The following is a 25,713-nucleotide window of genomic DNA, read 5'->3' on the forward strand; positions in this document are numbered from 1 at the left end:
GCACTTTTTTATCCCAAATATAATTATAGTTAAAATGATACTAAGCCAGAAGTTAATAGAACGGCAGATGAAAAAATTGGAAGACGTTTTTTAATTGTGTATTTAAATTGATGGGTGTATTTCCATTAATATTCGGTGCTCCTATACTGATAAATGGTACAAGAAAAGAGAAACAGCTTGTGCGATAATTTAATCAGAACAGGAGCTATTTTTATGAAAAATAATTCAAGTAAACGTTATTCAACTGATTTTAAAGAACGAATAGTAAAATTATATTTAGAAGGCCATCGATCGATGGCCTCTTTATCTCGTGAATATGGTGTAACGACTGGTGCTATTTCGAAATGGGTTAAATCAATTGAACCTATCAAGCAGTTATCAAACGGGCAACAAACTAATCTGACTGAAATTAAAGATTAAAAGAGGAAAATGAAATTTTAAAATTAGCGGCGGTATTACTCGGAAAGAGATAAAACTTAAAAATGGGTTAGTGCTTATAGAAAAGTTATGTCAACGAGGATACCGCTTAACAATGATTTTAAATAAATTAAGAATTCCACGACAAACTTATTATAATTGGATAAATCATCATCCTTCACGACGTGAACAAGATGATCAACATATTGGTAAAATAATGCTAAATATATGGCGTGATAATTATAAAGTCTATGGACGTCCACGTTTACAGATGGCCTTACGGTCATTTGGGATTAGAGTTGGTACGTCTCGTATAATTCGTTTAATGCATCAATTTAATATTCGTTCTCTTATGTGTCGCCGATTTAAAAAACCTGGAACGCATGTTGATTATGATCAGCGACCAAATTTAATAAAACATTGTGATAAAAATGCGTCAATCTGGCGAACTGATATTACTTATATAGAGGAATATCCAGGTCATTGGGTTTATTTAAGTAGTGTTTATAGTGAAAGTAATCATAAAATTATTGCCTATAAAGTAGCAAATCAGATGACTAGTAATTTAGTAACAGATACATTGAAAATGGCATTATCACATCATAAAAGGCCACAATTTATTCATTCTGATATGGGAAGTCAATATACCAGTAACTAATTTGAACAATTACTCAAAAAAGTTAAAATACAACACTCGTATTCTCTCAAAGGTCATCCTTATGACAATGGACCAATTGAGGCCTTTCATTTGATTTTCAAACGTGAGTTTGTTTACCTAACTAAATTCCAAAGTTATGATGATTTAATTTTGAAAATTGAAAATTATATGTATTGGTACAATCACAATAGAATACGGACAGCCGTTTAACTATTTCTGTACCATTTATTGACACAGTAGCAACCTTTAATAGAAACGGCGAGCTTTGATTAAATGACATCGAAATAAATATTCAACCATGTAAGGTGCAAATCCTTACCTACTATATTAAACGTGTTTCAGATACCAACATACTAATTAAATAATATGTGAGATTACAATTCTTATCTGATTCACGTTTAAAGCAATGACTTCGGTTGTTGCTTTTTATTTACTAAATCTTTTATTTACTAATAAAATAAAATTTGATAAAATTTAAAATGTATTATTTAGGAGATATACCCAAGTCTGGCTGAAGGGAACGGTCTTGAAAACCGTCAGGTCGAGAAATCGGCGCGTGGGTTCGAATCCCACTATCTCCTTTGGGGACATACTCAAGAGGCTGAAGAGGCGCCCCTGCTAAGGGTGTAGGTCGGGAAACTGGCGCGAGAGTTCGAATCTCTCTGTCTCCGCTATTGATCAAAAAAAGCAATGACTTCGTTTATTGCTTTTTTGTTTTAAATTTACAGAGCTCTGCAACGAAATTATGAGCTTTATACCATTAAATGATTTCGCTTTCATAAAAATAATGTTATTATTATATAGGCGTCGAATGAATAAATTACATAACAACAATATATTCATGAGCCCTAATCCTTACAGATTGACGTCAATTAAAGCGATAACTTAGGTTATTGCTTTTTTGTTTGTAATAATTAGGTTTATATGATTATAAGTGTTATGCTTGCCCAGACGTCGGGGCGATCTCCTTGGTTATTTGATCAAACCCTTTAATAAAGCTTCCGGCGTCAACGGACAGCCGTCCATAATGGAAAGCAACGACTTAGGTTGTTGCTTTTTTTGTTGTAATCTATCTTTGGAGGTCTACTGTGACAATATATGATAATTAAAAATTCTTTGATGAATATTCAAAAATGAATCGAAGTAAGGAAGGCTTAAAAAGGAGCTGGCGAATGGGAGGCTTTGAAAAAAATACTGCCTGATTTAAAAAATAAAACTATGTTAGATTTAGGTAGTGGCTATGGGTGGCACAGTATTTATGCTGCTGAGCAAGGGGTTAAATACGTGTTAGGTATTGATAGCTCTGAGAAAATGTTGGCTACTGCTAGGCAGAAAAATCAATATAAGAATGTTGAATTTAAGAACGTCGATATTAATAATTTAGGATCGTTGAACACTAAGTTTGATTTAGTATTTAGTTCGTTGGCTCTTCATTATATAGAAGATTTTGAAAAGGTAGTCGATGGTGTAAATGCACTACTAAATTCAGATGGAGAGTTTATTTTTTCAGTTGAACATCCAATATTTACATCTGAGGGAACGGAACAATGGGGTTTAAATGACGACGGGTCTATTAAATATTTCTCCGTTGATAGGTACTTTGATGAAACAGTAAGGGAAACTAATTTTTGGGATACTCCGGTAACTAAGTATCATCGTACATTAGAAACATATATTGAAACTTTGATTAGATATGGATTTTCAATACAGCATTTAATAGAACCTACACCACCAGATTCAATGTTAGATATTCCTGGCATGAAGGACGAATTCCGTCGCCCAATGATGTTAAATATATCAGCAAGAAAAATATAGAAAATCATATTAAGCGTCTAACATTTGTTAGGCTTTTTTTGTAGGAGGAAATAATATGCTTAGGTTTAAATTGATCAACGTGTTATGCTTGCCCAGACGTCGGATATTATATCTCTTTATATTAAGCATAACTCTCTTTTTAAAAAGATTCAGGCGTCAACGGACAGCCGTCCATAATGGAGAGCAATGACTTAGGTTGTTGCTTTTTGTTTGTAATTTAAGTGGCATGTCAACATTTTAATGAGTTTAACATTATAAAATGATTGAGCTTTCATGAAGGGTATGTTATTCTGTGAATAAGTTATCAATGTGTAACTTATATATCTACTTTATTGCCATATTATATATATAGACAGGAGAGTTCTTATGTTAAAAAGTTTACGTTTGGTTGCCACTATGGGAGTTGTAGCATTGAGTTTAGGTGGTGCAGGACTATCAGCTAGTGCAGCAGTACTAGATTCTGATAGTGTTAATACAACATCAGCGATGAAATATTCAACCAAAGCCATTCTCCCATTGAACATCACTCAGGAAGATGGACCTACTTCTGGAGATAAGCATATTGCGACATTTGATACAGACACTAATAAAATCGTCTACCAAAATGACTATTCAGGAACTTTGGTAGAATCGTTTCAGCCAAAATTATTTGTTATGTTTGGTATTGATAAAGATGGTAAGGTTACAGTGATAGGTCAAGGACATGGTGATAGAGTGGTGAAATTCTCGCACACTCTCAAAGATGGAGAAAAGGAAAAATATGTTAGTTATAGTACATTAGCAATGTATGAGACTCCAAACGGAGAAGGAGCTTCATTTGGAACTGAATTTACTATTCCTTCAAATTAAAAATATATAAGTAATTTAAGTGTCTAACATTTGTTAGGCGTTTTTTTGTAGGAGGAATGTAATGAAGAATGAGTGTTGATTATAGAAAGCTTGAAGATGAAAGGCTCCTATGTCAATAATTCGGACATAAAAATACGAATAAATTTTGAAAAACGTTTTAATTATTTAACGTACTGGTAAAGTATGTGATTTATCTAAAAAAGTGCATCCTTTAATGTTTCCATGCCATTCTAAACAACCCGTCTATACTTATCGTTTTAAACGGGATATTAATATGATTTATTTGTAGCTACGCTACAAGGGAAATTCGATCACTGTTATACCAGCGAATATAGCTATCAATGCCAGCTATTGCTTCATTAATTGTCTTAAATTCTTGAAAATTAATGTATTCACGCTTCAAAATTGAGTGAAAGCTCTCAATTCTTGCGTTATCACCAGGTTGTCCTTTACGAGAATAAGAATGCTTAATCCCAAAACGAGTTAAAGTACTTTCAAATAAATCGCTTGTATACTGACTCCCCATATCGCTATGAATAATGCTTGGTTTAACAGACTTTACTGCGACTTGATTAATGACGTCGGTTGCTAATTCCTTAGTCATATGACTTCCAACTTTATAAGAAATAACCCGCCGGGTTACGGGATTGTACACACTAGCTAGATAAACCCAAGTATTTTTAACGGGAATATACGTAATATCTGTTAAAAGAATATTGGATTGATCAGGTAATCCTTTAATTAGATTTGGTCGTTGATCATATTCAGTATGTGTTTTAGGCTTATTAATTCGTTTAGTCATCCTAGACCTAATTTTTAAAGCGTACATCTGTTTATAAACCATACGCTGGCTAATTTTAATTTTTAACTGACGATTTAATAAAATTGTTAATCGCGGGTATCCATACATAGGATATTTTAACCATGCATCTAATACCTTTTGCTTAATGAAATTGCGACGAAGAAGGGTTTTACCAGGCTTCCAATGTATATAGCCATAATAAGTCGATCGTGGAATTCTGAGGACGTTCAAAATTTTAGTAATGCGGTGCCCAACCTGTAGATTGTCATTAATAATTTTTAAGGTAGGAATACGTCCTTTGATGATCAATTTTTCGCCATAAGCACCGCTGCTCGTTTTAAAATATCAAGTTCTTCTTTTAGTTGTTTATTTTCTTTAATCAATGCCCTTTCATTTGCTGACAATACTTTCGTATTGTTAGGATCGGCTTGATTAACCCATTTAGAAACCGTTGAAACACTAACGTTGTATTCTTTTGCTAATGAATTAGCTGAACGACCAACTTTATGCAAGCTTACGATCGATTCTTTAAAGTCATTTGAATATTTGATAACCATAATAAAAAGCTCCTTTATGATGTATTATATCGAACAATTTGTCCGTAATTCCATCATAGGAGCCAAATTATTAACAGATTAGATAAGGAGAAACGGAATGTTCAAAGCATTAAAGCAAATGTTTCAAAAGAAAAGCGCAGGAGAAATCACAGTTAAAGTAAACGTGGATACAAGCGAAGCCAAAGAGGCTATCAATGATTTTATACAAGAAGCACGTAATGGAATGAATGAGCTGTCTCATATTAAGTTAGTTACCAATGATGACGATGTACCTGATTTATATATTGATGGTGTAACGACTGGTGCTATTTCGAAATGGGTTAAAGCGATTTAACCTATCAAGTAGTTATCAAACGGGCAACAAACTAATCTGATTGGTAAAATAATGCTAAATATATGGCGTGATAATTATAAAGTCTATGGACGTCCACGTTTACAGATGGCCTTACGGTCATTTGGGATTAGAATTGGTACGTCTCGTATAATTCGTTTAATGCATCAATTTAATATTCGTTCTCTTATGTGTCGCCGATTTAAAAAACCTGAAACGCATGTTGATTATGATCAGCGACCAAATTTAATAAAAAATTGGAGGATTAAATTATGACAATGAACGGATTAGATTTATCAAGTTACCAAGAAGGATTGAATGCAGGGGCAATTGAGGCAGATTTTATTATCGTCAAAGCAACAGAAGGGACTTATTTTATTAATCCCGTCGGGGATCAACATTACCAGCAAGCTAAAGCAGAAGGTAAGTTACTAGGTGTGCATCACTTTATGTCTAATGAAGACCCACGAGCGCAAGCGAAATATTTTGTGAATAATATTGGGGGGTATATCGGCGAGGCTATTTTGATTCTTGATTTTGAAGCAGATGGATTGGGATTAGGGCCGAACGGTGCCAAGGTATTCTTAGATCGTGTATATGAATTAACTGGTGTAGCACCATTAATTTACATGTCTAAGTCTGTTATTCATCAAATGGATTGGTCAGCGGTTTCTCCACAATATGGTTTGTGGGCAGCACAGTACGCCAATTACGATCGAACTGGGTATTTGTCTGATCCTTGGACAGACGGCACAGGTTGGGGAGTATGGGGAGAACCAGCAATTTATCAGTATAGCTCAACCGGACTATTGGCTGGTTATGATGGTAATCTGGATTTGAATATTGCATATATGGATAAGGACGCTTGAATAGTTTTGCAGGTAAGAACGTGGCACACCCACCAATTAATGAGAGCCCAAATCCAGTTCCCAAGGTAGTGGATCAAGTTTTGAATCTGGGAGATACATTTAGCTTCACCAATCAAATTTACCGAGTTGATAAAATGACGTTGTTCAAAAACGTATGGCAAGTCCTTTCGGTTGAATTAGCTGGTAACATTGATGGAGATTGGGAAAGCCACGGTATCCTGTTGAAATCGTTGATGGGGTACGACCGGGTACAATAGATACTTCGAGTGAAGATCAAGTGTTACAAGTTGGTTCATGGTTTAAATTTAAGCAAACAGAACCGTGGACGGTTATCAAGAATGATGCTGCAACTAATTCTGTATTATTTTATACTCATGGTTATGGAGAGATCTGGATCATGGCTGATAGCCTAGTTGAAGTTTAATATAAAATAATAGTTACATTGAAAATATATGAATGTAATCATTGAAAACGTTTTCACAATCGGTTATAATAATTCTAACGACACTTACTGATAATGCTATAGGAGGATGAAACATGATTAAAAAGTATCTTGCGAAGTTTTTAGTAACATTAACACTATTGGTGCCATTTTTAGGAGTATCTGCTATTCCTGTATCAGCAAATAGCAATATCGTATCTAATAGTAATAAAACAAATGATGCGTACGCTTACAGTGAGTTAACTAATTTAAATCACTTGAAATATTATGATGAATTTATTTCTAAAGTTTATGTAGATAACTCTATTAACGGTAGTGCTACAAATAATTCTAGAAATTTAATGATTCATTTGAAAGATACGGTAACTAACCCACATTTATCTTTTGGTATTTATGATAAAGATAATGATGTTATCGCATTAAGCCCTATTTTCGATGACCACACTGTTCATATTGGGCTAGATGATCTAAGCCCAGGAGAAAAGTATACAATCTTTGTAATGGACGTTGAACACTTGAAGGTTAATTTACTATTCGATTTTACTCCGATCAGCGTAGATTCTGGATTGAAACTTTAATATAAATTAAAAGGCTAATAGGTTAGGAGTTCCTAGCTGGTTAGCCTTTTTTATTTTGCTAATTTAGCGTCTACAGAGGGATAATAAGACATTAATAAAATTATTAATTATTTGGTACAATAGTAAAGTGATAGTTAAAACTGTTTTGATATTTCACAAACACAGAAAGTTATTAAATTAAAAAGTTAGTGCCCGAGTTAGTGGGTAAATGTAAATTCGTTGTACTATCAACGGTTAGGAGAGCACATGCCGGAGCTACCAGAGGTTGAAACAGTAAGACGAGGGTTGACTAACCTCGTTCAAGGACGGACTATCTTAAAGGCAGAAGTACGTTGGGAAAAGATAGTTGGGATGTCAGAAGTTGAATTTGATGCAGAAATTTCGGGGCGCAAGATTGAAAAGATTGATCGGCGGGGGAAATATCTCCTGTTCCGATTAAGTGGTAACAAGACATTAGTTTCACATTTGCGCATGGAAGGAGCATACTATACTGTTCCAGCAGGAACTAAACCAGGTAAACATGATTTAATCACTTTTCATTTAGACCAAGATATTGATCTGTTTTATCGTGATACACGTAAATTCGGGCGTATGAATTTAGTTGATACTCCGGATGCAATGCTGGTAGCAGGGCTGGCAAAAATTGGACCTGAACCAACTGAAACAGATTTAACTTTGAAGTATATGCAAAAAGAGTTTCAACGTAAGGGAGCAATTAAACCCTTCTTGTTGGATCAAAGTCATATAGCTGGATTGGGGAATATTTACGTTGATGAAACATTATGGATGTCTAAAATTCATCCATTACAGCCTGCTAATACAATTAATTTGGAACAATTAGCAGATTTACGAAAATCCATTATTGATGAACTTGCTATAGCTACAAAAAATCATGGAACAACGGTTCATTCTTTTACCACTGCCTTTGGAGAAGCGGGGACTTTTCAAAATCAACTTAATGTTTATGGAAGAGCAGGTGAGCCGTGTTATCGTTGCGGAACTGCGCTCGTAAAAACAAAGGTTGCTCAACGAGGGACAACTTATTGTCCACATTGTCAAGTTCTACATAATTAACAAAGAGGATTAAAATGTTGGAAATTGGAATTACCGGTGGAATTGCTACTGGAAAATCAACGGTGGCAAAATATATTCAAGAACAGGGATATCCGGTTTTAGATGCTGATGTGGTGAGTCGCGAATTGGTTAGACCCGGATCGATAATATTACAAGCATTGGCACGTCAATTCGGTTTACAAATCTTAAAAGATGATGGGGAATTGGATCGCTCCAAATTAGGTAACATCGTTTTTGGCGATGAAGAAAAGTTGAAAAAATTAAATTCGATAATGCATCCTGCTATTAATCAAGAATTAAAAAAGCAAGCAAAGATTTTAGCACAGGAAGGTTATGATCTTATCTTTCTGGAAATTCCATTGTTATTTGAAACCAAAAATGCAGTTGGAGTAGATCGGATTATAGTTGTGACATTGAACCCAGACGAACAATTAATGCGATTAGTTCAACGGAACCATTTAACAAACACTGAGGCCAAACAGCGAATTGATGCTCAACTTCCCATAGATCAAAAAGAAGCGTTAGCAGATTATGTGGTACAGAACAATCAAACTAATGTGATGCATGATCAAGTAGATCATATCATTGATGAATTAAGAAGTTTAAGTTAAATAATTAGGAGTAGGGATTTATGCCATTTAACATTCAACAAAAATTCAAAGTTAAGGGTATTGTCAACTTAACACCTAAAAATTTAGAAAGTTTGGGTAATTTATATTTACCATTAATTGGGATAGAAGCCTTTGCGGTTTATATGGCACTAATCCAGCAACCGCAAAGATTAAAACGCGATAATACAACCACCCATGTAGAATTATTAAATCAATTAAATTTATCCGGTCCTCGCCTGATTCAAGCACGTGAAAAATTAGAGGGTTACGGACTTATTCGAACTTTTGAACAAGTTTTAACACTTGAATCTCAATGGGTTTATGAAATAAATCAACCGATTGATGCTGAAGATTTTTTAAATGATAAATTACTAGTTAAATTATTAAAATCATATTTGGGGGATGATCAATTTGAAATTTTAAAGAGTAAATTAATTCCAGATCCAGAGGTGATTTCCGGAAATAATGTTTCAAAGGGATTATTTGATATTGTCCGTGAAGATAATTTTGATCAAATTGATGATGTAGCATCGATTAATCAACCAGCAACCGCATGGGATGATGCTCGCCAAAGAAATCAACCAGCACTTGATATAGATCTAATGTTTGAGATGCTTAAAGGTTATGGCTTAGATCGTCTGACATTACTACAAAATAAAGAAAGCTTTTTGATTTTTAAGAAGTTATACTCGATTGATGATTTAACGTTAATCCGATTAATTCAAGGTCATATGCTAGATGATCATCAAATTGATGTAAAGGGAATTGAAAGCTCATTACGACAAACATTTAAACAACAACAAGAGATTAAGACTGTATCCACAAAGGAAAATATAACTGACCAGCCAAAGACTGGTAATCTTTTAATTGATCAAGCAAACCAATTGAGCCCGCTGGAATTCCTACAAAATATTCGAGAGCAACGAGGCGGTTTAGTTACATCAAGTGAGCAATATGCAATTGAACAATTAATCAAATATGGACGATTGCCCAATTCGGTCATAAACATGGAATTGTATACTTTAAGTGTTTTACAAAAACGTAAAACATTACCAAAGGCGATTTTAGAAGCAACTTACTCGGATTGGGCTCAGGCTAAAATTAAAACCCCAGGTGAAGCTATAAAATATATCCAACAACGTGAACAAAAAATTAAGCAAAATCGAGGAGCAATCCGGGGGGGAATCAACAAGGTGAAACTCGACCTGATTGGGAAAATCAGCCGGTACAAGAAGTTAGCTCCGCTGATCAAGCTAAGCTTGATCAAATGATGGCTCAAATGGAAGCAAAGCGGGTAACTAAAAAGGAGTTATAATGTCAAATGTAGAACCATTTAACTTTAGGAGTAATCAAGGGCAGCAAAATGTGGGGAAATCTTTTCAAAATATTTTAAAAAAACGTCCTAAAATGCAAAGCGAATATGAAAAAATTAGAAAAATTATCCTGGATGATGAAGAAATTCAAAAATTCATTCAAAATAATCAACCTGCTTTGAATGAAACCATTTTTAATCGAGATTTGGCCACGGTTTACGAATATTATTTACAAAGACAAAAACAAAATGCCGGTCAAAATGATGTCCACCCTGGCTATAACCCTGAATTATTATTTGTTGATCAAAGGGTGGTCATTCAGTATCGTGCTAGCAAACAAATGCAAAAGCAACATGAAAAATTAAAAGCTTCTAGCAAGATTACAACCCTAGGAATGCCTAAACAATTGAAAATGGCGACCATGAATGATTTTACTGGCATCGAGCCCGGAATGGCGGCAGCAGTTTTAGCCGTATCTGAATTTATTCAAGCTTATGTTGAGAACCCCAAAGAATTTCATCGAGCCACATATTTACAGGGACCTTATGGAGTTGGTAAAACTTATTTAATGGGGGCCATGGCTAATCAATTATCGTTTGATGATATTGATGTACTTTTGTTGCATTATCCAACTCTAGCATCCAATATGAAAGAAGCTATTAATGATTCCAGTATTGACACTAAGACGGTGCGCTTGGAGATGAAAAATGTTGATATCTTGGTATTAGATGACATTGGGGCAGAAATTGATGGAAGCGGATGGATTCGAGACGATGTTTTAAGTGTTGTTCTAGATTACCGGATGCAGAATGGCTTAGCCACATTTTTTACTTCGAATTTTTCGATGAATCAACTAGAGAAAGAACATTTTGCATTAACCAAAAATGGAGCCGATCCAGTTAAAGCGGAAAGAATTATGCAACGAATTAAGTATTTAGCAAAGGAGATTCCGGTTAGTGGTAAAAATAGAAGGTTAGATTCATGATGTTTGTTCAAAATAAGGTAAAATTAGCACCGTGGTTAATTTTATTTTTTGGCATAGGAATATTGTATTTTGGGTTAAGGCAGGATGCATTTTTATATCAGCAACCAATCGTTCAAGTTAAACAGGTAAAGACTTTTGATATAAACCATGCCACTGATGCTTATTTAAATCATGTTCAAAACTATCAACAAAGTGTTCAAGTTGAATTTTTAAATACACATAAACAAGGACAAAAAATTTGGGTTGAAAACAACTATGATAGTAGTCAAGGAATGGATCAGCAATTGCAACCAAGAATGCAAATTTTCTTACGTCGACAAGGTGATACTTGGAGTTTTGATAACGTTAAAAGGGACTCCACTTGGATTCCAATCTTAATAATGTTAATTGGGTTGTTAGTTAATTTGATGGGAAAAGCCGGACGATTAACATCGGTATCCTTGCTGTTAAATTCATTGTTATTTATTATGGCGATTGGTCTTAATCTTAGGACTGGCACCCATTACTTATTGGTAATTTTTATTTTATTTAGCCTGATTGTATCGGCCTTAACTTTGGGATTTGTGATGGGGCTTAGAAATCGTCAAACTTGGGTAATATTTTTAACAGTCTTGACTGCGACATGTAGTGCTATGTTAATTGCGGCCATAGTTTTTAAATTGGATCATAATCAAGGTTTAAATTTTGAATTATTAGGGTTTATTACACAGTTACCAATTCCAATGTTTTTTGCAATGACGTTAGTGGGCGTCTTGGGTGCAGTTATGGATGAATCAACGGATATGATAGCAACTCTATTTACATTAATAAAGACTAATCCCAAGATTACAGCGAAGGAATTAGTGCTGGCGGGACAACATGTGGGTCAAGAAATATTTGGCGCTTTAACAAATGTGTTATTTTTGATTTTTATTGCTTCTCAAATCCCCATGGCAATTTTATTTTTAAGGAACGGCAATGATATTGGATATACATATAGTATGAATATGAAGTTAGGAATGATTCAAACTTTAATTAGTGCCATCGGTATTGTTTTAACCGTTCCCGCTGGCATTATGTGGGTAATAATTGATCATAAATATCAAGATAGTATCCATAAAAGGAGGCGCAATTGATGTCAGTTACATTCATTTTAGCGCTCATTCTGCTTATTTTGATGATCATTATTGGTGGTAAAAAGGGATTTGGTGCTTACATTAGCCTATGGATTAATTTCACTATCTTAATGGGGATGTTACTTTTTATTAGTTGGGGATTTAATCTTTGGGTTATATTACTAGTTGGAAGCAGTTTGGTTTTGTTAATTACAGTTTATAGTTCTGGAGCCGACGAAGATACTATCTTGATCGCATTACAAAGTAGTTTGATTGTAATGTTAATTTTAATGATAATCATCATTCCAGTTGAGCATATTAATTTTGTTCAAGGTTTTGCGGTCGAAAATTCCGAGGAATTAGAAGGGTTATCCCTTCAAATTGGTTTGAATTTTGGTCAATTGGGAGTAGCAGCGGCCTTATTAGCTACTTTGGGGGCGATTGCTGAAGCAGCAGTTGCCATCACTTCTGGAATATCTGAAATTATGTATCATCATCCACAGATGAAACTGTTTGATTTAATCAAAGAAGGACGCCAATTAGGTCAACAAATTGTGGGAACAGCGCTGAATACTGTTTTATTCGGATTTATGGCTGACTTTTTGAGCTTAGGGATGATGTTTGCCAAGCTTCATTATAGTTTTGCCGAGATTATTAATTCTAAATTATTTGTTGCAGCCATCTTATCAATGATTTATGCGTTTTTAGGAGTTATTATGGTTTTACCAATCACCTTAATGCTAATCAATCTAAGGCATAAGCATAAATTAAATAGTTAAATCAAAAAGCTATTTCTGACAATGTTGTTTGAAATAGCTTTTTAAATTTTTATAAAAACAGTGAATTTAAAAAATAATGTTGATAAATTAGCAATGACTTGATGAAAATTAGATATTTATGCTAAAATTAATTAGTTTGTTAAGATGCGGGGAAATTTGTTTTTAAGGAATAGGGTGCTAAGATGAGTAAAATTTTGATAATTGAAGATGAGGCAAATTTAGCACGGTTTGTTGAGTTAGAATTACAACATGAAGGTTATGAAACGACGGTTACTGATAATGGTCGTACAGGGTTAGAGACGTCATTAAATGATAATTTTGATCTTATTTTATTAGATTTAATGTTGCCGGAATTAAGTGGATTAGAAGTTGCACGGCGACTTCGTGAAGTTAAAAATACACCGATTATAATGATGACCGCCCGTGATTCAGTGATTGATCGTGTCTCAGGTTTAGATTATGGGGCGGATGATTATGTGGTGAAGCCATTTGCTATTGAGGAATTATTAGCACGTATTCGGGCTTTACTGCGACGGATTAATATTGAAACTGAGGAACACGCTAGTCATCAAAGTATTGTCAAGTATCGCGATTTGGTGGTTGAAAAAGAAAATCGCATTGCTCGTCGCGGTGATGAAATTATTAATCTTACAAAACGTGAATACGAGTTGCTCGTGATTTTGATGGAGAATATTAACGTAGTTCAGTCCCGAGAAGTTCTGTTAGCCAAAGTCTGGGGCTATGATGACAATGTTGAAACTAATGTTGTGGATGTTTATATTCGCTACTTGCGTAATAAAATTGATTATAGTGATTCGAAAACTTCGTATATTCAAACGGTTCGTGGAACAGGATACGTAATGCGTCAATAGAATTTGGAGAGATACAATGGATAAAACAGCCATTGTTAAAAATAATCCCAAGCAAAAGTCAGGTTTGTCCCTCAAATGGAAGTGGGCTATGGGCTCAGCCTTGGGCTTTTTTTTAATATTTATAATTTTTAGTTATATCTTAATTGTTGCCTTTACCAATCGAATGTTGGTGGATGAAAAGTCTTCAACGCGAGCTTCATTGAATTGGGTAGCTCAAAGTTTACAAAAAGTGCCAATTTATAATTTAGAGCCACAGAAAATTGAATCAGAAATTGTTGGTGATAATGCACTTTCGCAAAAACAAGAGGTTGGATTAGTTGAAACTATGCGAACCGACTTTAAAATTACAATTTACGACGGAACAAATGAGGTTTACCCAAAACATACAAAACAAGCTATCCAATTAGTTGATCAGAAGATAAAACTTGAACATGATGCCCGAGGTCGGCGTGCCTTAGTAGGGTATAAGAAGATTCAAAATTCAACAGGTCAAACAATTGGGATGATTCGGTTAGTAAATCATCTCGATCGATTTAATCGACTATTTAATCGAATTTATCTCATTACCCTAGTGGCAACACTTTTGGGGTTGTTTTTCATTGCCATTTGGGGTTATTGGTTAGCTGATTATCTGCTCCGCCCAATGGAAGATATTAAAAAAGTCGTTGATGCTGCTCGAATAGATGCTCAATCTCAAACGAGAGTGGATCTAGCCGGTACTAGAAATGATGAATTAACCGATTTGGGTAAAATCGTCAATCGAAGTCTTGATCAGATGCAACGCACGATGTTGACTCAGCATCAATTCGTAGAGGATGTTTCGCATGAATTACGAACGCCGGTTGCGATTGTCAAAGGGCACATGGATTTGCTAAATCGATGGGGTAAAAATGATCCTAAAATTTTAAATGAATCAATTGAAGCCTCATTGAATGAAATCAATCGGATGCAGGGATTAGTTCAAGAAATGTTAGATCTGACTCGAGCAGATCAAGTTGAATTAGCTTTTAAAGATGGGAATACGGATACTCGTGAAGTAGTTAAGGCGGTCTATAATAATTTTAAAATGATTCATGATGATTTCACTTTTATTCTTGATGATGACTTGAAGAAACCTACAATGGTAAATATGTCACGGGACCATTTAGAGCAAATCATGATTATTTTATCGGACAACGCAGTTAAATATTCTCGTGATCGTAAAGAAATTCACTATTCTGTTGCTAGAAGCGGAGGACAAGTTCAAATTGCGGTTCAAGATTTTGGTGAAGGCATCAGCCCCAAGGAAGCTCAACATGTTTTTGATCGCTTTTATCGAATTGATAAAGCACGTTCCAGAAAACAGGGTGGTAACGGGCTGGGACTAAGTATTGCTCAAAAATTAATCGAAGGTTATGGGGGACAATTGTCTTAGAATCTGTGGAAGGACACGGATCCATTTTTAGAATTACATTACCAATTAAAAATGATGAATCAAAGAAAGATACACCATTTGGTGAGATATATTAAAGATAGTATGTGAAAAAAGGCGCTAGCGTTGTATAATGGACTTATACAAATGAAAGCGTTTTTTTATTATCGGAGGATATAACAATGAAAGTTGCAATTATTGGATGTACACACGCAGGAATTTTTTCAGCTCGTGGAATTTTGGAAACAGATCCGAACGCTGAAATCACTGTTTTTGAAAAGAATGATACCGTCTCATTTCTTTCATGTGGAATTGCCTTATGGGTTGGTGATCATGTCTCTGATCCTGAAAAAATGTTTTATGATTCTGTTGAGGCCATGCAACATGACGGTATTGAAATGAAAATGAAGCATGAAGTAACTAAAGTTGACTTAGATGATAAAACGATAACGTATGAAAACTTAAATAATAACCAAGAAACAACTGATCAGTTTGATAAAATTGTCGTAACGACTGGCTCAAAACCAGTAATGCCACCAATTCCTGGAATTGAGGGTAAAAATATTTATCTATGCAAAAATTGGGATGATGCCAAGGCTATTAAGGAGGCTTCTAAGGATGCCAAATCAGCTATCGTAATCGGGGCTGGTTATATTGGGGCAGAAATTGCAGAACAGTTCTCTGTGAATGGTATTAAAACAACATTAATTGATGGATTAGACCGTGTTTTAGCCAAGAATTTTGATCAAGATATCACAGATGAAGTTGAGCTTGAGTATCAAAAGCATGATGTTACTCTAGCACTAGGTCAAATGGTTAAATCTTTTGAATCACATGATGGGGGTGTTACGGTAAACACTGATAAAGGATCTTATGAAGCTGAGATCGTTGTGTTAGGAATTGGCTTCTTGCCTCGAACAGATTTATTTACTGGTCAAGTTAAGATGATTGATAATGGCGCCATCATTGTGGATAAATACATGCAAACGTCAGTTAAGGATGTCTTTGCTGCTGGGGACTCAGCAACGGTGTTTTATAATCCAACGCAACAAGATGATTATATTCCATTAGCCACAAATGCTGTTCGTCAAGGAATATTAGTTGGTAAAAACATTTTAAAACCTCAAGTTGCATATTTAGGAACTCAATCGACCTCAGCAGTTGAACTTTATGGTAAAGCTATGGCTAGCTCTGGCTTAAATCAACAATTGGCAAAATCTCGTGGGATTGACGGCATTAAAACGGTAACAATTGAACAAGATTACCGGCCTGATTTTATGTTGACTACGACACCAGTTCGCGCCACACTAGTTTGGGATGAAAAGACACGTGCGGTTTTGGGCGGATCGTTTTATTCTGAACATGATATTTCACAAACGGCAAATGCTTTGTCTTTGGCTATTCAAAATAAAATGACAATTGATGAATTGGCACTCTCGGACTTTTTGTTCCAACCCAATTTCAGTCAACCAATTAATTTCCTTGGCGCAGTAGCAATGGCAGCGGCTAAAAAATAAGGAAGCGCCATAAATCGAACAAGTTAGGATTGGTGCATCAAAAGGGATGTATCAATCTTTTTGTTAATGTGGATTAAGTTGAATAAAATTAACTAGTATCAGAATCATAAAATTTAATAGGCTTCTTTCGTCAGAGCGATTATAATAATAGTTGATACTTGTTCTTCTAAATTTTAATAATAAACTCATCATGATTTAAGATTATTTACAATTGAGCTAGTCCCATGGGAGGAGTTGATGATGAAAGAAATTTTAAATGTGTTACATGAAACAGATAAAGATTATCAAAAAATATTAAAAAAATTAACGAAAGAATATCAGCTGACTATTGCTGAATGGAAACTTTTACAACAAGTAGAAAATGAATTTGATACTCAAGAGCAACTTAGTCAAGCCACTGGATTAGATACATCCACTTTATCACGGCAGTTGAATTCCTTAATGAAAAAGGAAATGATCGAAAATCAGGTGGTCGGGCACGATCATCGACATTTTATTTATCAAATAACTGATACAGGTACTAAAAGTCTTGAATTTATTCAATCTCAGTATCACGAGATAGAACAACAAATATTTTCTGTCTGGTCGGAAGAAGAGAAATCGATGCTACAAATTTTATTGAATCGGTTGGATAAATCAATGCAAAAAGGTCTATAAAATTGAATTGAAGCCTAGTCAGGTCTAGTTGAACAGCGTATAATGATTAATTAATTTGTTGTATGAATTATTTTGACGTTCAAATATTTTTAGATTAGAAAAGAGAACTTGTTTATGAAGATTGCAATTATGACCGATTCAACGGCAACAATTAGTCCAGAAGAGGCTGAACGATATAATATTAAAGTCATTCCAATACCCATTATTTTAGATGGAAAAGTATATAAAGAAGGAACGGAAATAACTCCTAAGCAATTTTATGAAAAACTAAAAATGTCGGACTCATTTCCATCAACTTCACAACCAGCGATTGGTGAATTGATGGAGATTTATGAAGAATTGAAAGCTGATGGTTACGATAAAGTGATTTCAATTCATTTAGCCGCAACAATTTCAGGTTTTATTAATAACGTTGCGTCAATTGCTGATAAGATCGATGGTTTAGAAATTATTCCTTACGATTCAAAGATTACAGTGCGATTAATGGGTTGGATGGCTTTGAAGGCAGCTCAAATGGCGCAAGATGGTAAAAATATAGATGAAATATTAGCTACATTAGATCAATTACGAGATTCCGTTGATGAATATTTTGTTGTTGATGATTTAAATAATTTAGTAAGAGGTGGTCGTTTATCCAACGCTGGAGCGATTATCGGAACTATGTTGAAGGTTAAGCCAATCTTGACTTTTGATAACGATTCAAATTATATTGTGCCATTTGAAAAAGTTCGCTCGATGAAAAAAGCTAAAAAACGAGTTGAAGAAATTTTTAAAGAAGCGCTCTTAACAACTGATTACCCACTAAAACCAATGATTATTCATGCTAATGATCCCATTGAGGGTGAAAAATGGCGTCAAGAATTGGAGGGAATGTACCCGGATTTGAATTTTGAATTATCATATTTTGGTCCGGTAGTGGGAGCCCATTTGGGCCAAGGAGCTTTGGCGGTAGCCTGGATGCGCGATCCAGAAAGCTTGTAAATTAAGATATTTTATATGAATTAGGTGGGAGAAAAAATGACTAAAGTTAAAATTGTGACCGATTCGACTGCGGTTTTGTCCGATGAAGAAATTATGGAATTGGGCGTTAAAGTAATTCCTTTAACTGTTATGATCGATGACCAACTTTATCAAGATGGTGTTGATTTATCACGTGAAGATTTTATGGATAAAATGGCACAAGCTAAGAATTTACCAAAAACTTCGACTCCATCATTGGGTGTTTTTACTGAAGCTTATGAAGAATTATTAGCTGAAGATGCTGAAGATGTTGAAGTAATTAGTATTCATTTAACACCAGGATTATCAGGAACATTTGATACAGCACAACAAGCTGCTCAGATGTTAGATACTGAAAAGATTCATGTAATTAATTCGACATTCATTGATTGCTCATTGGGATTTCAAGTTATTGCAGCAGCTCAATTGGCCCAACAAGGAAAATCAGTTTCAGAGATTTTGCAAGAAATGCAAAAGATCAAGGAAAATACGGAACTATACCTTACCTTAAGCTCGTTAGATAATTTGTCTGCCGGTGGACGAATTTCTAAAGCAACTGGCTTTATTGGGGGACTCCTTAATATTAAAATTGGAGCACATGTGGTCGATGGGGAGATTATCGCTGAAACCAAAGGTCGTGGTTCGAAAACAATTAAGAATTATTTAAAGAAAATCATTGATCAAATGCATGAGGCTAATGGAATTAAAAAAATTGGATTGTCGCACGCGGGGATTCCTGAATTAGCACAAGAATTAGCGCAAACTTTACAGAATGAATTTCCTAAGGCACAGGTTCATGTTCAACAAACTACTCCTGTTGTTTCAACCCATACGGGTGTTGGAGCGTTTGGCCTCAGTTATTTGAAGGAATATTAATATTTTTATTAGAAAATAGAACCAAAGATTGATTTTGGTTCTATTTTTTATTTATATGTAGATTGATGGTAATTTTAAAATAAAATCAATGTATGATTGCTATATTTGTTATAATAGACTTTTAATGGGGGATCTTATGAAGAAAATACTAATCATTCTAATGCTACTGTTGATGAGCTTTGGAATCTCTCCCAAGGTTGATGCTAAAGCGAATGTGAAAAAAGAAATTCAATTGGTTACAGTGGGTGATTCACTAACTCAAGGAGTTGGTGATACCACCAGCCAGGGTGGTTATGAAAAAAGGACCGCGCAACTAATTGCTAAAAAAGACCATGTGCGGGTTAAGTCACATAATTATGGAAAAGCTGGTGATCGATCAGATCAAATTCTAAAACGTGTACAAAATAATGAGCACGCTCAACAAGAAGTCAAAAAAGCAGATATAATTGTGATGACATCAGGCGGTAATGATTTACAACAAGCGTTATTTAAATTAATTCAAACAAAACAAGAAGCTGATGTCTTACCGCAAGTTGAAGCAAAAACGGGCGAATATGCAGATCATTTACATGAATTAATGACTTATATACGATCACTTAACGCCGATGCACCAATCTATATTTTTGGAAATTATAATCCACTATATGTATATTTGGCGAATCGAACAGATATAAATCAAGCAGTACATCTCTACAATGTGGTTAATAGTGAAGAGGCCGATCAAAATGACAATGTGCATTATGTATCAATTTTTACTAAAATAACTTATGGCCAATTTCAGACCAAGAAGCAACGAGCAGAATTAGCTAAACAATCTACGGAGGCGTTCACAGGAACGGTCAATAATAAAGTTGTTAAAACGACATTGAATGGACCGAATAAAGAAAAAAATGAGTATATTACTAACACTGATCATTATCATCCAAATAATCGAGGATATGATCAGATGAGTAAGGTACTTTTTAAGGCAGTGCAAAAGCAAAAGAATGAGTGGATGTTTCAATAATGGTTAAAAAAGGCTTAAGTAAAGAACAAAATCGGCTTAGACAACAAGGAGTTTTTTGGGGAATTGGTGGTACTTTAATTGTATTGGTTTTAGGGATGCTCATTTTGATAGTTTTGCCTCAAGGTAAAGAACAGCAATTTAGTTCGCACCAGCAGCTACAAATGACAGATGCTTCGATGGAGGTGCAGCTAACCAAGAAAAATTTAAATGCCTGGATGAATAAATACTTGAATGATGATCCGTCTTTAAAGAAACGTCTGCGTTTTGAAATGGGACAATCAAGTATGATGGTTTATGGGACAGAAAGACTTTTAGGCCAAGATGTTGACTATGGAATGAAAATGACTCCATCAGTCACTAAAGATGGAAATTTATTATTGCATGCTGATTCAGTAGCCGTTGGACAATTACCATTACCGGTAAACTATGTCATGGGTGGATTAGCGTCTCATTTAGATTTACCGGCATGGGTCAACGTTAATTCTAAAGAGCAAACAATTTTAATTAATTTTAAAAAAGTACCGAAGGTTTCGGGTATGCAAATTAAGGTTAAGGAAATTAATATGAAGAAGGATCACTTTGTGTTCCAAGTGGGGTTACCAAAATAATGCGACGTTCATTTTATCAATGGTTGATGACGCAAAGAGATCCAGTGACGCATGATGAAGTAAAAACTTTTGCAAATGGAACTTTTTTTGACCAGTCATTTCCTAAGCAAAGTACTGATTTTGATGAAATATCAAGATACTTGGAAGAAAATGGTAGTTATTTACAGTCGATGGACATTTTTGATGCGGCTTGGCGTCAATATCTAGCATCAGAGGAGTAGGAGTATTTAATATGGGACAAATTATTCAATGGTATCCAGGCCATATGGCTAAAGCATTTCGCTTAATGCGTGAAAACATGAAATATGTTGACATCGTTTTTGAATTAGTTGATGCTAGAATTCCGTTGTCATCACGAAATCCAGAATTGGATGAGGTTTTGGGTGATAAACCTAGATTATTAGTAATGACCAAAACCGATTTGGCAGATCCAGCTCGGACGAAAGCATGGATTGCATATTTTGAGGAGTTGGGACTAGCTGTCGTGGCACTTGATTCTAGGGATCGTAAAACGCCACAAATAATAACCAAGGCAGCTCGTAAAGTATTAGCCGCCAAATGGGATCATCTTTTGGAAAAAGGGGTGAAGGACAAGGCTATTCGGGCCTTAGTTGCGGGGATCCCCAACGTAGGTAAATCCACATTATTGAACCATTTAGTTATGAAAAATGTAGCTATTACTGGAGACCGTCCGGGAGTTACCAAAAAACTGCAATGGCTTAAAACTCCAACTAACTTAGAACTACTAGACACACCAGGAGTATTATGGCCTAAATTTGATGATCAACGAGTCGGACAACATCTGGCGATGACTGGCGCAATTAAGGACCAATTAATTAACGTGGACGATATTGCTTTAGAAGTGTTGAAGTTTATGCGGACCTATAATCCGCAAGTAATTATTGATCGTTATAAACTCGTTTCAGACATTTGGGAAAAAGAAACTGACGTAAATATCCTGCTTTTGATTACTCATAAATTAGGCTTCAAAGATGACTATAATCGAGCGGGCGAAAGGATTTTACTGGATCTTAGGCGTGGTAAACTTGGCGCATATACGATTGAGGTCCCAGCTGACCAAATAGGTCAAAGTTAATTAGATATGCCTAGATTAACGGTTAAAGAAATTAAACAGTTCTTGAAACAATCAAACATCGATACTCAGATGCTTTCCAATTTGGAACGTGACGACCGCAAGGGAGTCCAAATGTTAGTCAGTAAATATAAACTAAATCTGGCTCAAAATAAAAAAAAGCAGTCGGCTTTTAATAGTCGACTACAGTTTGAACAGATTTTTTGGGCTCAAAATCAATTAGTTGCAGGTATTGATGAAGTAGGGAGAGGGCCATTGGCAGGACCAGTTGTTGCTGCCGCTGTGGTTTTAGATGATCATTTTAATTTACTTGATGTCCATGATTCAAAACAATTATCATTTAAAAAGCGTCAAACGTTAGTGCCACAAATCAAAGATCAGGTTTTGGCCTATGCCTTCGGAGTGGTTTCAGCAGAGCAGATAGATGAGCTTAATATTTATCAAGCGGCCAAGTTGGCGATGACACAAGCCTATCAAAATTTGGATTGGGACGTACAGGGCTTATTAATTGACGCAATGGAATTAGAACTAACAATTGATCAAACGAGCTTGATTAAAGGCGATGATCGTAGTATCAGTATTGGGGCAGCAAGTATTTTAGCTAAAGATTATCGAGATCGATTAATGATGGAATATGATCTCATATACCCAGGTTATGATTTTAAAAATAATGCAGGCTATGGTACAGCTAAACATTTGGCTGGATTAGAGACTCATGGTGTCACACCAATTCATCGTAAAACTTTTGCACCAGTAAAAAAACACTTAAATTAATACGGTTTTTTGATCTTTCCTTTTTGTATTGGAGGAATTTTTTAATGAAAAATCGTGTTTTTATTTTAGTCCTTTTACTAATTCCTAAGTTAACATTAAATCAGCGGCTGAGAATTTATCAAAAAATGGATTGGGCGCAAAAATGTACTTGGGAACAGTGGATAGAAATGTTAGAAAAAATTTTAGGAGACTTGAAGTTCCTTGAGAATTTAGAAGTACAGAATTTGAAGTTATTATTCGCCGAACAATTAAGCTATATTCAGTCATTTGATTATCTTTGTTTACTAGATGATTATTATCCAGCAGGTTTCCGTTTATTATCGCAACCACCAATTGTTTTATTTTATCGTGGTAATTTGGAATTATTACATACACCGTGTTTGGCAGTTGTTGGAGCTCGAAAAAATAGTCGCTATGGTCAATATTTACTGAATCAATGGATTCCGGCTTTCAATCAATCAGGGCTAACTATTGTTTCTGGTCTGGCGTCCGGAATTGATGCGATTGCGCATATAAATACATTAAGAAATAATGGACGGACAGTTGGAATCCTTGGAACTGGATTAAATCGTGTCTATCCACTAAAACATGCAGCGCTTCAAAAAGCGGTATCTGTTCACGGCCTAGTTATTAGTGAATATTTACCGAATCAAGGACCCAAAAGAGTCCATTTTCCACAGAGAAATCGTTTAATTGCTGCACTTAGTCATTGTGTTTTAGTTGTGGAGGCTCGTCGTCGATCAGGTTCGTTAATTACAGCAGATTTGGCTTTGGATTTAAATCGGGGTGTTTTAGTTGTACCTGGGCGTGTGGACTTTGAACTATCACGAGGGTGTAATGGACTGTTAACTGAGGGTGCAGCATCGGTTTTATCAGCTGTAGATGTGATTACGGCTTTTAATGATTATTATTGGCTAAATTAGTCGATATCATAAAATTATTAGCACTAAAATATCAAAGTAGTTGACAGTTTATGAAAATTTGGTTAGACTTTCTATATTCAGTAGACGATTTTATTATACGTAAGAGAAGCCACGGTTGCTGTGAGTGGTGCAGGTATCTTCGTTGAACTATTAACAACTTAACTTTATAAAGTGATTCGCTTTTTTAGGCGGATAATTTTGGGTGGTACCGCGGAAAATGATGCTTCGTCCCAACTACGTTTTTTAACGTAGTTGGGATTTTTTTATTGTAAAGGAGAATAAGGATGGATGAAAAAATAAATAAAATAAATTTCAAACTTGCATTTAGTATTGTCATTGGATTAATTATGATCTTTAGTATCGGAATAATTGGTCTACAATTACCGGCTTTTATGCCCTTGATTGTGAGTTTGGTTTTAATTGTTATTATTTTGCGCTTTAGGCAAATTACTTGGGACGAACTGCAAAATAATATTTTAGCAGGAATTCGGACAGGATTAGCTCCACTATTTTTATTCCTGTTAATTGGTATGCTAATTGCTCTATGGATGGGTACAGGCGTGATCCCATCAATGTTATGGCTTGGATTTAAGTCAGCTAATAGTACCTGGTTTTTGCCTAGTACATTATTAGTTTCGGCGTTGGTCGGATCAATGATTGGGTCCGCCTTCACAACTATCGGAACAGTAGGTGTTGCGTTAATGGGAGTAGGAATTACATTGGGCTTTCATCCGGCATTAGTGGCAGGAGCTATTTTGTCAGGCGCTATTTTTGGCGATAAATCATCTCCATTGTCAGATTCAACTAATTTGGCAGCCTCAATTGCTGAAACAGATTTATTTGCGCATATTAAAAATTTAATGTGGACTACGTTGCCCGCACTATTAGTTTCTTTAATTATTTTTGTTATCTTAGGTATGGGGCATCATGGAGGGAATGATAATCAATTGAGCACGCTGAGCCAATTAATTACACCGACTTGGTGGAGCATTATTCCGCTGGGTTTGTTAGTCGGGATGGCCTTTTTCAAAATACCAGCAATTCCCACGTTGTTATTAAATATTGGACTAACAGGAACTGTGTACTTATTTAATCATTCAGCACAATCACTAAGTCAAATTTTAATGGATGGGTTTAAAACAACTTCGAAAAATCCGGAACTAATCAATCTTTTAAATCGGGGTGGAATGATTTCTATGATGCCGACCGTAATTGTAATTATGTTAGCTTTGGCTTTGGGTGGTATTTTGACAGAGCAACGAGTCTTGCAAACGGTCATGGAGCCATTATCAAAAAAAATCAAGTCTAGTGCAGGGATTTTGACCGGTGTCGTTTTTACCGGAATTACGGCTAACTTTTTAATTGGGGAACAATATCTAGCTACAATTTTGCCGGGGCAACTTTGGAAACCGGCATTCGATCGCATTGAAATTAGTCGTCTGGCTTTGGGACGTGCCTTGGAAGATTCAGGAACTGTCACGAATTATCTTGTGCCTTGGGGCGTAGCAGGTAGTTTTGCGGCTCAAACATTGGGAGTTCCGGTGTCGGATTTTGCTCCATTTGTATTCTTTGCCATCCTATCGCCCGTTTTTTCACTATTATCTGCCTGGACGGGAATTGGAATTAAAAAAAATATTGATCCGAAGTAGGAGAATTTTACTTGATCCGGACCTTAGGGTATTTTTCACATTTAGTTTCTGCAACTATTCCGATTTAATTTGAATTAATTTATTGGCAGGCTCGTTTATTATCACAGATAGGTTATAATTAATTTATGTGATTTTAGATGAAGGGAAATGAACC

26 protein-coding genes, 2 tRNA genes and 3 pseudogenes are annotated in these 25,713 nt (G+C 35.3%); 30 read left to right on the forward strand and 1 reads right to left on the reverse strand.

Translation table 11 applies throughout. From position 1 onward, the window contains the following. Positions 1-213 precede the first annotated feature (213 nt). The 5 genes and pseudogenes from G7084_RS04165 (at position 214) to G7084_RS04185 (ending at position 3,739) form a co-directional block, all read left to right on the forward strand. Positions 214-1,285, forward strand: a pseudogene (locus tag G7084_RS04165) (IS3 family transposase). Positions 1,286-1,566: 281 nt separating this feature from the next. Continuing rightward, a tRNA-Ser gene (locus G7084_RS04170) sits at positions 1,567-1,656 on the forward strand. Between the two features lie 2 nt (positions 1,657-1,658). Further along, positions 1,659-1,746 (forward strand) — tRNA-Ser (locus G7084_RS04175). 462 nt (positions 1,747-2,208) lie between these two features. After that, a pseudogene (locus G7084_RS04180) lies at positions 2,209-2,890 on the forward strand (class I SAM-dependent DNA methyltransferase). A 396-nt stretch (positions 2,891-3,286) separates the two neighbouring features. Next, positions 3,287-3,739, forward strand: coding sequence for a hypothetical protein (locus G7084_RS04185; RefSeq protein ID WP_206212055.1), 453 nt, complete (start codon positions 3,287-3,289; stop codon positions 3,737-3,739). A 289-nt stretch (positions 3,740-4,028) separates the two neighbouring features. Here the strand turns inward: G7084_RS04185 and G7084_RS04190 are convergent. Beyond that, positions 4,029-5,098 (reverse strand): IS3 family transposase gene (locus G7084_RS04190; RefSeq protein WP_166009179.1). Its coding sequence is split into 2 segments (ribosomal slippage): positions 4,029-4,882 and positions 4,882-5,098, totalling 1,071 coding nucleotides; the frame shifts between segments, so codons are not numbered across the junction. 97 nt (positions 5,099-5,195) lie between these two features. Here G7084_RS04190 and G7084_RS04195 point away from each other — a divergent pair. From G7084_RS04195 to G7084_RS04315, 25 genes and pseudogenes are all read left to right on the forward strand, one after another. Beyond that, on the forward strand, positions 5,196-5,432 hold the full coding sequence (locus G7084_RS04195; protein ID WP_166010325.1) for a hypothetical protein: 237 nt from the start codon (positions 5,196-5,198) through the stop codon (positions 5,430-5,432). Between the two features lie 51 nt (positions 5,433-5,483). Next, a pseudogene (locus tag G7084_RS04200) lies at positions 5,484-5,687 on the forward strand (IS3 family transposase); the annotation flags it as partial. 14 nt (positions 5,688-5,701) lie between these two features. Continuing rightward, entirely contained in the window at positions 5,702-6,298 is a 597-nt protein-coding gene (locus G7084_RS04205; RefSeq protein ID WP_166010329.1) for a GH25 family lysozyme, read from the forward strand. Continuing rightward, complete coding sequence (locus G7084_RS04210; protein WP_166010331.1) at positions 6,295-6,555, forward strand: hypothetical protein; 261 nt, start codon at positions 6,295-6,297, stop codon at positions 6,553-6,555. The genes G7084_RS04205 and G7084_RS04210 overlap by 4 nt, the downstream gene beginning before the upstream one ends. Before the next feature lie 20 nt (positions 6,556-6,575). Further along, a complete protein-coding gene (locus tag G7084_RS04215) occupies positions 6,576-6,722 on the forward strand; it encodes a hypothetical protein (protein ID WP_166010333.1) in 147 nt (48 codons plus the stop codon). Positions 6,723-6,835: 113 nt separating this feature from the next. Beyond that, positions 6,836-7,318, forward strand: coding sequence for a hypothetical protein (locus G7084_RS04220; protein ID WP_166010335.1), 483 nt, complete (start codon positions 6,836-6,838; stop codon positions 7,316-7,318). A gap of 246 nt (positions 7,319-7,564) precedes the next feature. Beyond that, positions 7,565-8,392: a bifunctional DNA-formamidopyrimidine glycosylase/DNA-(apurinic or apyrimidinic site) lyase gene (mutM, locus tag G7084_RS04225; protein ID WP_166010337.1), complete on the forward strand. Its 828-nt coding sequence runs from the start codon at positions 7,565-7,567 to the stop codon at positions 8,390-8,392. 14 nt (positions 8,393-8,406) lie between these two features. Beyond that, positions 8,407-9,003 carry a dephospho-CoA kinase gene (coaE, locus tag G7084_RS04230; RefSeq protein WP_166010339.1) on the forward strand — a complete coding sequence of 199 codons (597 nt, stop codon included), beginning with the start codon at positions 8,407-8,409 and terminating at the stop codon, positions 9,001-9,003. 20 nt (positions 9,004-9,023) lie between these two features. Continuing rightward, positions 9,024-10,274, forward strand: coding sequence for a DnaD domain protein (locus G7084_RS04235; RefSeq protein ID WP_246163884.1), 1,251 nt, complete (start codon positions 9,024-9,026; stop codon positions 10,272-10,274). Positions 10,275-10,317: 43 nt separating this feature from the next. Beyond that, entirely contained in the window at positions 10,318-11,301 is a 984-nt protein-coding gene (dnaI, locus tag G7084_RS04240) for a primosomal protein DnaI (protein WP_166010341.1), read from the forward strand. After that, the gene (locus tag G7084_RS04245; RefSeq protein ID WP_166010343.1) at positions 11,298-12,416 is read left to right on the forward strand and encodes a YibE/F family protein; all 1,119 of its coding nucleotides are present in this window, start codon (positions 11,298-11,300) and stop codon (positions 12,414-12,416) included. The genes dnaI and G7084_RS04245 overlap by 4 nt, the downstream gene beginning before the upstream one ends. Continuing rightward, positions 12,416-13,174 (forward strand): YibE/F family protein, encoded by a 759-nt coding sequence (locus G7084_RS04250; protein ID WP_166010345.1) that lies wholly within the window; start codon positions 12,416-12,418, stop codon positions 13,172-13,174. The genes G7084_RS04245 and G7084_RS04250 overlap by 1 nt, the downstream gene beginning before the upstream one ends. A gap of 182 nt (positions 13,175-13,356) precedes the next feature. After that, positions 13,357-14,046, forward strand: a complete 690-nt coding sequence (locus tag G7084_RS04255) for a response regulator transcription factor (RefSeq protein WP_166010347.1) — start codon at positions 13,357-13,359, stop codon at positions 14,044-14,046. Positions 14,047-14,062: 16 nt separating this feature from the next. Then, positions 14,063-15,460: a sensor histidine kinase gene (locus tag G7084_RS04260; RefSeq protein ID WP_246163732.1), complete on the forward strand. Its 1,398-nt coding sequence runs from the start codon at positions 14,063-14,065 to the stop codon at positions 15,458-15,460. Between the two features lie 179 nt (positions 15,461-15,639). Next, a complete protein-coding gene (locus tag G7084_RS04265) occupies positions 15,640-16,974 on the forward strand; it encodes an FAD-dependent oxidoreductase (RefSeq protein ID WP_166010349.1) in 1,335 nt (444 codons plus the stop codon). 237 nt (positions 16,975-17,211) lie between these two features. Continuing rightward, complete coding sequence (locus G7084_RS04270) at positions 17,212-17,631, forward strand: MarR family winged helix-turn-helix transcriptional regulator (RefSeq protein ID WP_246163733.1); 420 nt, start codon at positions 17,212-17,214, stop codon at positions 17,629-17,631. Between the two features lie 114 nt (positions 17,632-17,745). Further along, complete coding sequence (locus G7084_RS04275) at positions 17,746-18,612, forward strand: DegV family protein (protein ID WP_166010351.1); 867 nt, start codon at positions 17,746-17,748, stop codon at positions 18,610-18,612. A 36-nt stretch (positions 18,613-18,648) separates the two neighbouring features. Beyond that, complete coding sequence (locus G7084_RS04280; protein ID WP_166010353.1) at positions 18,649-19,506, forward strand: DegV family protein; 858 nt, start codon at positions 18,649-18,651, stop codon at positions 19,504-19,506. Positions 19,507-19,642: 136 nt separating this feature from the next. Next, positions 19,643-20,512, forward strand: coding sequence for a GDSL-type esterase/lipase family protein (locus G7084_RS04285; protein WP_166010355.1), 870 nt, complete (start codon positions 19,643-19,645; stop codon positions 20,510-20,512). Then, positions 20,512-21,120 (forward strand): YpmS family protein, encoded by a 609-nt coding sequence (locus G7084_RS04290; RefSeq protein WP_166010357.1) that lies wholly within the window; start codon positions 20,512-20,514, stop codon positions 21,118-21,120. Before G7084_RS04285 ends, G7084_RS04290 begins: the two co-directional genes overlap by 1 nt. Continuing rightward, complete coding sequence (locus G7084_RS04295; protein WP_166010359.1) at positions 21,120-21,341, forward strand: YozE family protein; 222 nt, start codon at positions 21,120-21,122, stop codon at positions 21,339-21,341. The genes G7084_RS04290 and G7084_RS04295 overlap by 1 nt, the downstream gene beginning before the upstream one ends. 11 nt (positions 21,342-21,352) lie before the next feature. Further along, a complete protein-coding gene (gene ylqF, locus G7084_RS04300) occupies positions 21,353-22,216 on the forward strand; it encodes a ribosome biogenesis GTPase YlqF (protein ID WP_166010361.1) in 864 nt (287 codons plus the stop codon). Positions 22,217-22,222: 6 nt separating this feature from the next. Continuing rightward, positions 22,223-22,987 (forward strand): ribonuclease HII, encoded by a 765-nt coding sequence (locus tag G7084_RS04305; RefSeq protein WP_166010364.1) that lies wholly within the window; start codon positions 22,223-22,225, stop codon positions 22,985-22,987. 44 nt (positions 22,988-23,031) lie between these two features. Further along, complete coding sequence (gene dprA / locus G7084_RS04310; protein WP_166010366.1) at positions 23,032-23,910, forward strand: DNA-processing protein DprA; 879 nt, start codon at positions 23,032-23,034, stop codon at positions 23,908-23,910. A 284-nt stretch (positions 23,911-24,194) separates the two neighbouring features. Beyond that, positions 24,195-25,559, forward strand: coding sequence for a Na+/H+ antiporter NhaC family protein (locus G7084_RS04315; RefSeq protein ID WP_166010368.1), 1,365 nt, complete (start codon positions 24,195-24,197; stop codon positions 25,557-25,559). Positions 25,560-25,713 lie beyond the last annotated feature (154 nt).

The sequence above is a fragment of the Weissella coleopterorum genome (assembly GCF_011304355.1).
Taxonomy (GTDB): Bacteria; Bacillota; Bacilli; order Lactobacillales; family Lactobacillaceae; genus Weissella; species Weissella coleopterorum.